The 13,142-nt window shown below is 62.9% G+C and carries 13 protein-coding genes and 2 tRNA genes; 10 read left to right on the forward strand and 5 right to left on the reverse strand.

Annotated elements, in window-relative coordinates; all coding sequences use genetic code 11:
* Positions 1-76: 76 nt before the first annotated feature.
* The gene (locus GN300_RS12505; protein ID WP_063315240.1) at positions 77-481 is read right to left on the reverse strand and encodes a DUF4259 domain-containing protein; all 405 of its coding nucleotides are present in this window, start codon (positions 479-481) and stop codon (positions 77-79) included.
* Positions 482-505: 24 nt separating this feature from the next.
* Entirely contained in the window at positions 506-1,126 is a 621-nt protein-coding gene (locus tag GN300_RS12510) for a LysE family translocator (protein WP_007731691.1), read from the reverse strand.
* Between the two features lie 399 nt (positions 1,127-1,525).
* Here GN300_RS12510 and GN300_RS12515 point away from each other — a divergent pair, with 399 nt between their 5' ends.
* The gene (locus tag GN300_RS12515; RefSeq protein WP_063315239.1) at positions 1,526-2,536 is read left to right on the forward strand and encodes an alpha/beta hydrolase family protein; all 1,011 of its coding nucleotides are present in this window, start codon (positions 1,526-1,528) and stop codon (positions 2,534-2,536) included.
* An 8-nt stretch (positions 2,537-2,544) separates the two neighbouring features.
* Here GN300_RS12515 and GN300_RS12520 read toward each other — a convergent pair whose 3' ends face one another.
* The 3 genes from GN300_RS12520 to hisC all read right to left on the reverse strand — a co-directional run bounded on the left by GN300_RS12520 (position 2,545) and on the right by hisC (position 6,323).
* Entirely contained in the window at positions 2,545-3,414 is an 870-nt protein-coding gene (locus GN300_RS12520; protein ID WP_003943978.1) for an MYG1 family protein, read from the reverse strand.
* A 37-nt stretch (positions 3,415-3,451) separates the two neighbouring features.
* On the reverse strand, positions 3,452-5,146 hold the full coding sequence (locus tag GN300_RS12525; RefSeq protein WP_030535773.1) for a bifunctional UDP-sugar hydrolase/5'-nucleotidase: 1,695 nt from the start codon (positions 5,144-5,146) through the stop codon (positions 3,452-3,454).
* A gap of 100 nt (positions 5,147-5,246) precedes the next feature.
* The gene (gene hisC, locus GN300_RS12530) at positions 5,247-6,323 is read right to left on the reverse strand and encodes a histidinol-phosphate transaminase (protein ID WP_007731684.1); all 1,077 of its coding nucleotides are present in this window, start codon (positions 6,321-6,323) and stop codon (positions 5,247-5,249) included.
* A 61-nt stretch (positions 6,324-6,384) separates the two neighbouring features.
* On the opposite strand from hisC, the gene GN300_RS12535 reads away from it, so the two are divergent.
* The 9 genes from GN300_RS12535 (at position 6,385) to GN300_RS12575 (ending at position 13,129) form a co-directional block, all read left to right on the forward strand.
* Positions 6,385-7,104, forward strand: coding sequence for a dienelactone hydrolase family protein (locus tag GN300_RS12535; protein WP_003943860.1), 720 nt, complete (start codon positions 6,385-6,387; stop codon positions 7,102-7,104).
* Between the two features lie 96 nt (positions 7,105-7,200).
* Positions 7,201-7,292: transfer RNA gene (locus GN300_RS12540), tRNA-Ser, on the forward strand.
* A gap of 82 nt (positions 7,293-7,374) precedes the next feature.
* Positions 7,375-7,447 (forward strand) — tRNA-Arg (locus GN300_RS12545).
* Between the two features lie 46 nt (positions 7,448-7,493).
* Positions 7,494-8,411, forward strand: coding sequence for an AraC family transcriptional regulator (locus GN300_RS12550; protein WP_007731681.1), 918 nt, complete (start codon positions 7,494-7,496; stop codon positions 8,409-8,411).
* A 156-nt stretch (positions 8,412-8,567) separates the two neighbouring features.
* The gene (locus tag GN300_RS12555) at positions 8,568-9,602 is read left to right on the forward strand and encodes an iron-siderophore ABC transporter substrate-binding protein (protein ID WP_063315238.1); all 1,035 of its coding nucleotides are present in this window, start codon (positions 8,568-8,570) and stop codon (positions 9,600-9,602) included.
* A complete protein-coding gene (locus GN300_RS12560) occupies positions 9,599-10,642 on the forward strand; it encodes an iron ABC transporter permease (RefSeq protein ID WP_063315237.1) in 1,044 nt (347 codons plus the stop codon). Before GN300_RS12555 ends, GN300_RS12560 begins: the two co-directional genes overlap by 4 nt.
* Positions 10,639-11,691, forward strand: a complete 1,053-nt coding sequence (locus GN300_RS12565; protein WP_063315236.1) for an iron chelate uptake ABC transporter family permease subunit — start codon at positions 10,639-10,641, stop codon at positions 11,689-11,691. Before GN300_RS12560 ends, GN300_RS12565 begins: the two co-directional genes overlap by 4 nt.
* Positions 11,688-12,503 carry an ABC transporter ATP-binding protein gene (locus tag GN300_RS12570; protein WP_063315235.1) on the forward strand — a complete coding sequence of 272 codons (816 nt, stop codon included), beginning with the start codon at positions 11,688-11,690 and terminating at the stop codon, positions 12,501-12,503. Before GN300_RS12565 ends, GN300_RS12570 begins: the two co-directional genes overlap by 4 nt.
* Positions 12,500-13,129 (forward strand): pyridoxamine 5'-phosphate oxidase family protein, encoded by a 630-nt coding sequence (locus tag GN300_RS12575; protein WP_042447707.1) that lies wholly within the window; start codon positions 12,500-12,502, stop codon positions 13,127-13,129. Before GN300_RS12570 ends, GN300_RS12575 begins: the two co-directional genes overlap by 4 nt.
* Positions 13,130-13,142 lie beyond the last annotated feature (13 nt).

Consider the following 13,142-nt stretch of genomic DNA (forward strand, 5'->3'; position numbering starts at 1 on the left):
AGGGTCCTACCAGGGCATCTGACCAAGACCGAACCGTTGTGGCCCGATAAGCAAACGTGATGGAGCGGCGACGGAATCAGACCGACAGAACGCGCAGATCCTCGAGACCGTCCACGACGGGAACTCGCCACGACGCAAGCTCTTCCGGTCCCTGCTCGTCCCACAGCTCGAACAGTTCCGAATCGGTCGATGCGATGGTGCGCTCCACCATTTCGATCAGCCAGGTGAGCCGTTCACTGGTCAGAGCCGAGGTGAAGGAGTCGAGATCGAGGTCCTGGGCGGCGGGGTCGCGTTTGCGATCGGCGCGCACGATCAGCACCAATTCGAGCAAGGCGATGGCGATTTGGCCGCCGTCCACCTCGAGGTAGTCGTCCTCGAATGCCCACTCCACCGATTCGAAGGTGAAGTCACCGTGCCCGATGGACGCGATCAAATCCCCTGCACCGTCGTTCTCGAACGGTCCCGATCCCCACGCGCCCACTTCTACTCTTTTCCGATTGCCGTGTCAGCGCGCTTCGAGCGCGATCTTCGCTCCGAATCCTAGAAGAACTGTTCCGGTTATGCGCTCGAGTGCCTGTCGCACTCGGGGCTTTTCGAAGGTGCTACGCGCTCGCGAGAGAAGGACCACGTAGCCACTGAGCCACACGATGGTGATGGCTGCGTGGATGAGCACCAGCAATGCAAGCGACGGTCCCGTCGGCCACCCGGCCGGAACCAACTGCGGCAACAGTCCGGTGTAGAAGACGGCGATCTTGGGGTTGAGCAGGTTGGTGGTGAAGCCCGTCTTCCATGTCCCGGCCTTCTGCGATCGTGGAGCGTCGGCATTGTGTTGCATCCGCGACGTCCGGCTCTCCCACAGTGCTCGCACACCGAGATAGATCAGGTAAGCCGCGCCGGCGAGCTTGACCACCGTGTACGCCTCGGCCGACGCGGCGAGGATCGCCGAAAGCCCGAGGACGGTCAACAGACCCCACACCAGAAGGCCCGAGACGATGCCGGCCGCTACGCGGAAACCGGCGGATCTGCCCGCGCCGAGAGCAGCCTGCGTCACGACGGCCATGTCGGGCCCGGGGACCAGAGTCAGTAGGGCGAGCACAGCTGTGGCGGCGAGCAGAGCGGTCAGCATGCAACAAGTATGAAGTCGGGGTGGGGAGCATTGTCGGCCGGTGGTGTCGGGCCTGTGAACAAAGAGTGGCGCGGCGGTGTGAACTGCATGGACACGCCCGGAAACCGGCGTCTCGCGAGCCCTGTTCGACAAAGTTATGCACACTGTGGGGAAACGAATCGTTGCAGGTAGGAGGAATAACTCTGTTGTAATTCATCCTTTTGTCCACAGGTTATGCACAACTGGGAAGTGGATGTGAATGAAGTTATCCACACCTGTGTGTGCATCGGTGGAGAACTGTCCAACTCCATTGGATACCCGCGAGTAATAAATCCCAACCAGTGGGTTGACCCCGGGACGTTCGTCCTGTCCAATCGAGGGTCAGCGGTAGTCGTGCGATGCTCAGGGGGCGCTTGACGGATGCGGAGATTTGGGTTTGTCGGGATTGTGTTGGTCGTGCTCGCGCTTGTCGTGGGCGGAGTGGCGTATGCCGAACCGGCACCTGAAAACCCACCAGGAGATTCGGCCGGTCAGGCCGGGGCTCACATCAATCGCATAGAGCAGTTGTCGCCCACACGCAGTGCCGTGTTCGTCGAGTCGCCGGCCATGCGACGCGAGGTACAAGTGCAGGTTCTGCATCCAGCGTCGAGCGCCGGTTCACGTCCGTCCTTCTACCTACTCGACGGAGTCAGTGCCGGTTCGGAATCCGGATACTCCGAGAGCACCTGGACCCAGAAGACCGACATCGAAACGTTTTTCGCTGACAAGAACGTCAACGTCGTTCTCCCCGTGGGCGGCACCGGCAGTTTCTACACCAACTGGAAGAACGACGATCCGAACCTCGGTGTGAACAAGTGGGAATCGTTTCTCGCAGAAGAACTTCCGACGTTGATCGATTCTGCGTTTTCCGGAAATGGGACGAACGTGGTCGGCGGGGTGTCCATGGGTGCGCTCGGCGCGGCCAACCTCATCACACATCACCCGAAGCTCTACACCGGATTGGCCTCGTACAGTGGCTGTCTCGACAACTCCGAATCGTCCTCGCAGGATTCCGTGCGGCTCACCGTGGCCAGCAAGGCGGGCGACGCCACCAACATGTGGGGTCCGGCGTCGGACCCCGACTGGCAAAAGCACGACCCGTCCACCAACGCGGAAACGCTGCGAGGGAAGACGATCTACGTGTCCTCCGGTACAGGTGCGCCCGGAGAATACGACAACGTCTTCACCCCGAGTGGACTGCAGACCGCCATCGAAGGCGGACCGCTCGAGGCGCTCGCTAATACGTGCACACAACTGTTCGAAGCGAGGTTGGGCGAGTTGTCGATTCCCGCAGTATTCGCGTATCGGAACGACGGCACCCATTCGTGGCCGTACTGGCAAGACGCGCTTCACGATTCCTGGCCGACGGTGAAGACGGCGCTGGGAATATGAGCTGAGAACTACTCGGCCAGTGCCAGTTCGAGCAATTGGAGGGCGCCGTCACGGGTCTGCGCAGCCGCGATGAACCCGGCCTTGTGGCAGAAGACCGAACTGTCGACGCCCGTCTGGGCGGCAAGATCCGAGCCGTTCAGGCCGCGCCACGGCTCCGGCAACAGCTTTCGTGAACCGAACTTGGAGTCAGCAGGCTTGACCGTCTGAATCGACCAGCCGCCGTTGGTGTTCGGGAAGATGGTGAACAGCAGCTCTGGCTGGGCCGACGCGGCGCGGCCGTGGGGAACGAAGCGTTCCAGCACGACGAAGCGCGGATCCGTTGCTTTTTCGTAGGTCTCGGTGAACTCGCGCTCGGCCGCCGCGTCGCCGGCATACTTGGCGCGCAGGCGAATCAAGACCTGGGTTGCGAGAACGACGGCCAGCTCGAACTGGGTGTCGAACTCCTCGTCGGTGGACGAGATCGGATTGAAAAGGTCCAGCACGGACGACAGATCAAAAGGCTTGGTGCCGTAGTCGTTGAGGGTGTAGATCTCTTGGCCGTTGTCGACGGCGTCGATGCCCTCGACCAGTCGGCTGTCGATACGGCGGAACACGGAGGCGTCGCCTTCACAGAACTGCAGGCCGTATTCCTGCCAGAGCAGACCGAAGGCGGAGTACAGGATGCCGTTGCTGCGCTCGCCGGCATCACGCTGGTGATGGTCGAAGCGCCCCTCGGCCGGGTTGTAGCGACCGCCGACGTCGAGCACGATGTCCGCGCTGTCGAGGACGGACTCGTCACGGCTGCGAACGACGGTGGCGTCGGGGTACAGCTGCTTGAGCAGCGATACGCCGAAGACGTCGTCTGCATGGAACTTGCCGTTATGGGTCGCGATGATCACCCGTCGAGACTAGGCAATCGAGCGCGGGGATGCCTAGTCAGCCGATGGTGCGGATGCGGTCGGTGGCAGGTGGCGAGACCGGTGACCCGGCTGCGAACAGGGCGGTCAAGGCGTCGAGGTCGTTGCCAGCACCGGTCATCTGGGTGGAGTTCTTCAGTGCGGTGAAGCCGTCCCCGCCCTCGGCGAGGAACTTGTTCACCACGACGCTGTAGACGGCGTCGGGCGCGATGTCCTGCCCGTTCAGACGCATTTCCGAGATTCGCGAGCCCGGCGCTGCTCGCCGGTCCATGGCGTAGGTGAAGCCCGCGGACGGGGAGAGGATGCGCTCGGTAGCGGTGCCGTCGAGGTCGATCTGGAATTGCTGTTCGAGAGCGTCCTTCAACACCGCTCCTGTGACGGAGAGCACCTCGAGGCTGTTACCGAAGGGTTGAACACCGTAGGCCTGGCGGTAGGTGACCTGGCCGGAAGTGCCGAAGTCCAAGTCCTCGCGCATGCCGCCGGGGTTCGTCAACGCTAGTTGGGCGCCTCGTGTCGATCCGGCGGCGAGTTGAGCGTCGGCGACCAGGTTGCCGAGTGTCGATTCGCCGCTGGGGACGCGGTCGCGTGTCAGATCGGCGGTAATGGTCCCCACCGGCCGCTGAGCGCTGTCCGACGCCTCCGACCAGGCCCGGTCGGCGAGAGCCTGAATATCGGGATCCGGCGAAATATCGTGTGTCACTATCTGATTGAACGCGGACGTCTGATCGCGAACGACCTCGCGTGTGTTGCGGTCGATGGTGACGTCTGCGACGGACACGATCCGGCCGTGCGAAGCGCCCTGCATCACGACTCTGGGATTGCCTGCGGGATCAGGGAATTCGCAGTTGTACTGCTGGTGGCTGTCGGCGGTGAAGATGACGTCCACCTTCGGTGAGGCGCGGAGGGCGATGTCGCGGGCCGGGCCGGACTCGACGTTGCAGTCGTTGGGCCCACCTTCGACGGCCGGTTCGTCCCCACGGTGCAGGAGGACGGTGATGGCTTTGACGCCGAAGAAGTCGAGGACGTCGGCGGTGCGGTTGATCGCTTCGACCTCGTCGCCGAACTGCAGATCGGCGATCCCGCCCGGTGTCACGATCTGCGACGTGTTGGCGGGGGAAATCGCTATGACTCCGAGCGGAATGCCGTCGACCATGTTCACGGTGAACGGCAGCGTGGCCGGAGCGCCGTTGGTGTACGTCATGTTCGCGGCCATCAGAGGGAAGTTGGCGCCGCCGAAGGACGGACTGAACGTGCACGCATCGACGGCGGAGCAACCGCCGGACTGCATGCGACGGAACTCGGCGAGCCCTTTGTCCAGTTCGTGGTTGCCGATCGCGGAAGCGTCGATCTTCATCCGGTTCAGGAGTTCGACCGTCGGTTCGTCGTTGAACATCGCCGACTCGAGCGCCGACGATCCCCAGTTGTCACCGACCGAATACAGCAGCGAGTTGGTGGCTTGGCTGCGAAGTTGCGTCACGTAAGCAGCGAGATACGCCGCGCCACCTGCGGGAGTGAGCGAGCCGTCGGCCTGCCTGATCTCGCTGCGAACACCTTCCGGCGGGCGGAGACTGCCGTGCAGATCGTTGAACGCCAACAGACGTACCGACACCGTGTCCTGGGACTCTGCGTTGGCGACGCCACTCAGGGAGGTCGCGGTGGTGGCGAGAAGGGTCGTTGCGAGCACGGCACACGTTCGTGTCATGCGTCGCGTCATGCGTCGTGCTCCCTCACTCGGACCGGCCTCGAACCTCCCTGAGTGTGCCCGTCTGCCGAAACGAATTCCAGTCCTCGGCGTAACAGTTATGTATCGAGTGTCACGCGGTGACGCCGATGCCCGCGGCCTGCTTCGCGACGTCGGTGTTCGCGAAAGCGAGGAATGCGTCGTTCTCGTGTGGATCGCCGATGGTCATCCGGACGCCCTCGACGCCGTACTGGCGGATCAGAATGCCCGCTTCGGTACTCGCCTCAGCAAAAGCGGGAGAGAGTTCTCCGAGGGGGAGATAGACGAAGTTCGCCGACGACTCGGGGACGGTGTACCCGGCTTCGATCAGAGCGGTTCGAACTCGCGTCCGCTCGGCGATGACACCTTCGGTGCGGGCAAGCAGTTCGTCTGCTGCAGCCAGGGAAGCGATTGCGGCGGCCTGCGCGACAGCGCTCACGGTGAACGGGGTGTGCACCTTGCCGAGGGCCACGATGATCTCCGGATCCGCGACCGCGTAACCCACGCGGATTCCCGCGAGGCCGTACGCCTTCGAGAAGGTGCGCAGAACAACCACGTTGGGGCGGCTGCGGAACAGCTCGATGCCGTCGGCGTCCGAGCGTGAGTATTCGAAGTACGCCTCGTCGAGTGCGACGACGACGTGCGCCGGGACCGCGTCGAGGAAGCTCTCGAGCTCTGCCTTCGACAGTGCATTGCCGGTCGGGTTGTTGGGGTTGCATACGAAGATCAACCGCGTGCGATCCGTGATCGCGGCCAGCATCGCGTCGAGGTCGTGGCCGAAGTCCTCGGTCAGCGGAACCTTGACCGAGACGGCATGGCCGACCTGGGTGACCACGGGGTACGCCTCGAACGAACGCCACGCGTAGATGACCTCGTCACCCTGATCGCACGTGATCTGCACGAGTTCCTGGCACAGCGTCACGGAGCCGCAACCAGCGGCGACGTTGGCCGGCTCGACTTTCAAGAAGCTGGCCAGCGCCTCGATGAGTGCAACCGCGGCATTGTCCGGGTAGCGGTTGGCATTGGCGACCGCGTCGGCGACGGCGTCACGCACACCGGGCAACGGCCCTACTGTCGTTTCGTTGCTCGCCAGCTTGATCGCACCCGGAAAATTGCGTCCGGGAACGTAGGCGGGGATGGAGGCGAGGTCAGGGCGAATGTGTGCGGTCACGAGTCGATTATGCGCGCACTGATTTGGTGCGTAGCGGCCGTCTGCGTGTCAGAGTTAGAAGATGTCGGAAATCTTCCGAGCCACCGCGTATCTGCGCGGAGCCGAAGGGGAGGTCGCCACGGCTGTTCCGCTGACCGTGGTGGAGCCGGACGGCCCGACGCGGGGCGGGATCGTCGTCCTGCATGAAGCCCGGAAGTTCAGCCCGGCTCTGCTGAATCTGATGTGCGCGCTTGCCGGCGAAGGGTGGGTGAGCGTCGCACCTCACCTGTTTCACCGCGAACCCGAACACATGCAGGGTGAGGTGTTCGGTGACAACCTCTTCGCCGACTTCGACGCGACCCTCGATTGGCTCGTCGGACGCGAAGTTCTCGCAGACACCATCGGGGTGCTCGGATTCGACGACGCCGGTACCGCCGCGATGCTCGTGGCCACCAGCCGTCCCGTCGGCGCCGCGGTGAGCGTCGCCGCCCGGGGAATCGTCGAAGCCTTGTCGGTGGATGCTCAGGCGCTTGTCGACGCGGCCACTTCCCTGCAGGCGCCGTGGCTGGCGCTGTACGGCGAGGACGATCCCAGCACGCCTCGCGAACACGTGACTCTGCTCCGGGAAGCGACCGCGAAGGCCGACGTCGCGACACTGGTGGTCAGCTACGCCGGACTGGCTCACCGGGCGGACGAGCCGCCACAGCTGTCCGAGGACGCTGACCTCGACGACCCTGATTCGGCCTCGATCATCGAAGCTCAGACCCGGATCTTCGACTGGTTCGACAGCCACCTGCGGTAAGTCCACAAAACAGCCCGCTGACCACACGTTTTGCCTTTGGTGGCGAAGGGTGTGTAATCTTTCGATCCGGCGGTCCGAAAGGATCGGAACCCCCAGGGAGGCGTGCCAGAGCGGCCGAATGGGACTCACTGCTAATGAGTTGTCCCTTTTACGAGGGACCGGAGGTTCAAATCCTCTCGCCTCCGCCAAGCCGGTGATTTTGACCGGCGGGTTAGAAATGATAGAAATTACGACGGTAAGACACGCAAGACCAGCAAGACAACAGAACATGCGCCCGTAGCTCAACGGATAGAGCACTTGACTACGGATCAAGAGGTTAGGGGTTCGAATCCCTTCGGGCGCACAAGAAAGAAGGTCACAGACTTCAGGTCTGTGACCTTCTTTTTGTTGTGGTGCATACGCAATTCTTGAATGTGTGTGAGGTCACCTCGGCGATTTCGGGCGGTGATCCTCGCGATCGTGGGAACCGACAACCGATCCCCGCGACCTATGCTTTCTGCGGAGCAGCCACGCGAACCGAGGAGAACCCGTTGGAGACCGTCGACAGTCGGACGCTCCCGGTCTACTCGGCCGGGGCGGTCGAGGTGCCCTTTGTCATTGCGGGCATGGACGAACTTGTCTCCCGCGAGACCCGGTGGGATGCGCACTCGCACCCGACTCACGAATTGTTGTGGAACGAGCGGGGAGCGTCGAGCGCCACGGTGGGATCGCGCACGTGGACCATTACGCCGACCGTCGGTCTGTGGATGCCCGCCGGCGTCCTGCACTCGGCGATCGCGCCGGCCGGCACCTGGTATCGCGCCGCTCAGCTCGACATCGCATCGGTTCCTTCTCTGTCCGACGTGCCGGTGGCGATCGAGGTCACTCCGCTGCTGCGGAACCTCCTCGAGCGACTGGCAGACGAGTCACTCGGAGCTCCTTCGCGCTCGCTCACGGAGCAGATGGTGATCGACGTGCTGGCACCGTCGCCGAACGAGTTGCTGGTGCTGGTGCCGGACTCGCCACTTCTGCAACCCATCGTCGATGCGATCGGTGACGATCCGAGTGACATGCGAACGCTGTCCGACTGGGCAAGGCTCCTCGGTGTCAGCCCGCGAACCATCACCCGGGTATTTCGGTCGGAGACCGGGATGAGTTTCGGGCAGTGGGTCTCGGCTGTGCGCGCCCAACGAGCGGTGACCCTTCTTGCCCACGGCTTGGATCTACAAGAGGTTGCCGAGCGTGTGGGCTACCACTCGACCAGCGCATTCGGGGCGGCATTCCGGCGCACTACAGGCGCTACACCAGGGATGTTCCGGGCTAGCTGATCGGCCATCACACCTTGTCTCGATCGCTACACGGGGTGTCCCAAACACGCGATTGCGCCACATTGCCCTCCCGTATACGGTTTAGGCAAACCTCACCTAAGTGCCTGATTGATCCGGGTTGAGGGCCGTACCCCTTCTCGAGAGAGTTCTGTTTTCATGCGTTCAAAACGCTTCTTGGCGGTGGCCGCAGCAGCGGTCGCAGTCGCCCTCGGCATGACAGCTTGCAGTTCCGACTCCTCGGAGACCGCCGACGGCGGCAGCGCCGGAAGCGGATACAGCTCCTTCCCTGTCACGATCGAGCACGCTTTCGGAACTACGACGATCGACGCCAAGCCGGAGCGAGTTGCCACCGTTGCCTGGGCCAATCACGAAGTGCCCCTTGCTCTCGGCGTGGTTCCCGTCGGAATGGCAGCGGCGACTTTCGGTGACGACAACGGCAACGGAATGCTGCCGTGGGTCGAGGAAAAGCTCGACGACCTTGGCGCGAAGCCGCCGGTGCTCTTCGACGAGACCGACGGCATCGACTTCGAAGCCGTCTCCGATACGAACCCTGACGTCATTCTTGCCGCATACTCCGGATTGACGCAGGAGGACTACGACACTCTCAGTGAGATCGCTCCGGTTGTGGCGTATCCCGAGGGGCCGTGGGCGACGTCGTGGCGTGACGTCATCAAGTTCAACAGCATGGGCCTCGGCATGGAATCCGAAGGGCAGGAACTGATCTCCACCATCGAGAAGGAGATCGCCGACGAGGTTGCCGCGCATCCGCAGCTTGCCGGCAAGGCAACCATGTTCCTGACGCACGTCGACACCGCTGATCTGAGCCAGGTCAGCTTCTACACGGCGAACGACACGCGCGCCGCGTTCTTCGAGGACCTCGGACTTTCGACGCCGAAGAGCGTTGCCGACGCCTCGACGGGTGGTGAGTTCTCGAAGAAGGTCAGTGCGGAGCGTGTGGACGTCTTCGACGACGTCGAACTGATCGTCACCTACGGTGACCAGGCACTTGTCGACGCACTCAAGGCTGACCCGCTGCTCTCGCAGATGCCTGCCGTCGCCAACAACGCGATCGTGTTCCTCAATGGAACCGGGCCGATGGGAACGGCGGCCAACCCGACTCCACTCGCGATTTCGTGGGTACTCGGCGACTACGTCGATCTGCTCGCCGGGGCCGCTGGAAAGTCGGAGTGACTGTAACCTCGCAGGATTCGACGTCGGGCGCTCGCGATACGCGGCGCCCGACGTTCGGCAATTCGCTGTGGCTGATCGCCCTTCTCGTGGTCCTCGCGGTGCTCATGTGCGCCTCGATCGTCATCGGCTCTCGTGAGGTCGATTGGTCCGACATCGTTGCCGCACTTGGCGGTTCCACCGACAATATCGGTCAGGGCGCGATTGCCAAGCGCATTCCGCGGACGGTGCTCGCGATCGTCGTGGGAGCCGCGCTCGGTCTTGCCGGCGCTGTGATGCAGGGGATTACCCGAAACCCTTTGGCGGATCCCGGAATCCTGGGCGTCAACATGGGCGCTTCGCTCGCCGTGGTGATCGGAATGGCGTGGTTCGGATTGTGGACCCAGACCAGCATGATTTGGGTGGCCGTACTCGGTGCAGCCGGGGCGGCATTGTTCGTCTACGTAGTCGGGTCACTCGGGCGAGGTGGAGCCACGCCACTCAAGTTGGCTCTTGCCGGGGCCGCAACATCGGCTGCGTTTGCTTCGTTCATCACTGCGATCATGCTGCCGCGAAACGATATTGCGGGCAACATTCGTTCGTGGCAGATCGGCGGCGTCGGTGGCGCGAGTTTCGAGGTGATCCGGCAGGGTCTGCCTTTCCTCATTGTCGGCTTCGTGATCTGTCTGCTGTCAGCGCGCAGTCTCAACTCTCTTGCGCTCGGCGACGAGGTTGCGTCAGGTCTCGGCGAACGCGTCGCGGTGGTTCGTGCAGTGGCAGCGCTCGGTGCAGTGTTGCTCTGCGGTGCAGCCACTGCCATTGCCGGACCGATCGGCTTCGTCGGTTTGGTTGTCCCGCATCTGTGCCGCCTGCTGATCGGTATCGACAACCGTTGGCTACTACCGTTTTCTGCGCTGACAGGTGCCGGCCTTCTCGTCGCCGCCGACATTCTGGGACGAATTGTCGCCCGGCCGAGCGAAATCGACGTCGGCATCATCACCGCGCTCATCGGAGCGCCCTTCTTCATCTATATCGTCCGCCGTCAGAAGATACGTGAGCTGTGACCACTACATTCGTTACTCCCGAAGTCGAGGTCGACGCAGTCGGAGCAAGCCGTATCCGGCGAGGTAGACGCCGCCGCATCGTGATTGCCGTGCTGATGGTCCTCGTCGTCGCCTCCTTCGCGGTCACTCTGATGGTGGGAAAAACCTTCTACCCGCCGTCAGATGTGCTTCGGGTCATGCTGGGGGAGAACGTGCCTGGTGCCTCGTTCACTGTCGGCCGCCTCCGGCTGCCTCGCGCTGTCCTCGCTGTGGTCGCCGGAATCTGTTTCGGCTTGGGCGGCATCACGTTCCAGACGATGCTGCGCAACCCGCTCGCGAGCCCCGACATCATCGGAATCAGCTCCGGCGCAAGCGCTGCAGCGGCTTTCGCGATCATCTCGCTTTCACTCGGCGGTTCACAGGTATCGGTTTTTGCTATCGCCGTCGGTCTGGGCGTCGCAGTCTTGATCTACGTTCTGTCTTTCCGGGACGGTGTGGCGGGCACTCGGCTGATCCTGATCGGTATCGGCATGGCCGCGATGCTCGACAGCGTCACCGCCTACCTGCTCAGTACCGCCGCCGCATGGGATCTGCAGGAGACGATGCGTTGGCTCACCGGCAGTCTCAACGGTGCCAACTGGGGTTCGACGGTTCCCCTACTCCTGGCGCTGGTTGTCCTCGGACCGGTGCTGCTGAGCCAATCGCGCAACCTTTCGACCAGCCAGCTCGGTGACGACGCAGCACAAGCGCTCGGCGTCAGAGTGGAACGAACGCGCATTCTGTCGATCATTGCGGCCGTCGGACTCATCGCCTTTGCCACTGCCACTGCGGGGCCCATCGCCTTCGTCGCATTTCTGTCAGGGCCCATCGCCGCCCGCATCGTCGGTCCGGGAACATCACTTTTGATTCCGTCGGCGCTGGTCGGAGCGCTGCTGGTGCTAGTTGCCGATTTCTGCGGACAGTACGCCTTCGGCACCCGCTACCCCGTTGGCGTGGTGACTGGCGCGCTGGGAGCGCCGTATCTCGTCTACCTCATCATTCGCTCCAACCGAACGGGAGGTTCGCTGTGACCGAATCCCATACTCTGACTGCCGAAAACCTCGAACTCGGTTACGGAGGACGGACCGTCGTCGAATCGCTCGACCTCGCGGTGCCGCCGGGAAAGATCACGACCATCGTGGGCGCCAACGCGTGTGGCAAATCGACACTGCTGCGGTCGATGTCGCGGCTACTCAGTCCCCGAAGCGGTCATGTTCTGTTGGACGGCAAGGATGTTCATCGCCTGCCTGCGAAGAAGCTCGCTCGCACGCTCGGTCTGCTGCCGCAGTCACCGATCGCACCGGAAGGGATAGTTGTCGCCGATCTCGTCGGCCGTGGTCGTCATCCACATCAGCGGGTGCTGTCGAGGTGGAGCCGCGAGGATGACGCAGCTGTCGCCGAGGCGCTTGCGGCCACGGACACAACCGGATTGGCCGAACGATCGGTGGACGAGCTTTCCGGTGGTCAGCGCCAACGTGTGTGGATTGCGATGGCGCTCGCCCAACAAACCGATCTGCTTCTACTCGACGAGCCGACCACCTTCTTGGACGTGAGCCACCAGGTTGAGGTCTTGGACCTGCTCACCGACCTGAACCGGACTCGGGGTACAACGATTGTCATGGTTCTGCACGATCTCAATCTCGCCGCCCGCTACGCCGACTACCTCGTCGCCATGGCCGATCGCCGGGTCTACGCGGAGGGTGATCCTGCCGAGGTGCTCACGAGCGACAACGTCCGCACCGTTTTCGGTCTCGAGAGCCGAATCATCCCCGACCCCATCTCGGGTAAGCCGTTGGTGTTGCCGCTCGGGCGCCACCACGTCCTCGACGACGTGTTGACGTGACGGCGTCGAACGCCCCGGGCGGGCGGATCGAATCCGTGGAACAACTCAATGCGATTCTCGGACAGCCCCATCCGACGATCATGGAGAAGCAGACCGCTTACACGACTCCGTTGATCCGTGAATTCATCGAGCAGGCAAGGTTTTTTGTGCTTGCGACATCCGATGCGGCTGGAAATTGCGACTGCTCGCCGCGCGGCGACTTGGTCAGTCAGGTTCTGTTTCCTGACGAGAAGACGCTCGTGCTCCCGGATCGTCCGGGCAACCGGCGCGCCGACTCGTACCGGAACATGATCGAGAATCCTCACGTGGGGATCCTCTTTCTCGCGCCCGGGCACGACGAGATCGTGCGCGTCAACGGCACGGCGACTCTGTCCACCGATCCTGATCTGTTGGATTCGATGGCGATGAACGGCAAGCCTGCACAGCTTGCGGTGATCGTGCAGATCGACGAGGCGTATCTGCATTGCGCGAGAGCGATTCTGCGGGCGAAGCTGTGGGATCCGTCGACGTGGCCCGCATCCGATGAGGTGCCGAGTCTGCGCGACATGATGGCGGAGCAACACAGCCTGCGCGTCGAGGACCTCGAACCCGCCAGACAAGAGGCGTACCGCAAGTACCTGTACTGACCTCAGTCCGTTG

Origin of the sequence: Rhodococcus sp. Ni2 (assembly GCF_021352185.1) — a bacterium.
GTDB lineage: Bacteria > Actinomycetota > Actinomycetes > Mycobacteriales > Mycobacteriaceae > Rhodococcus_F > Rhodococcus_F qingshengii.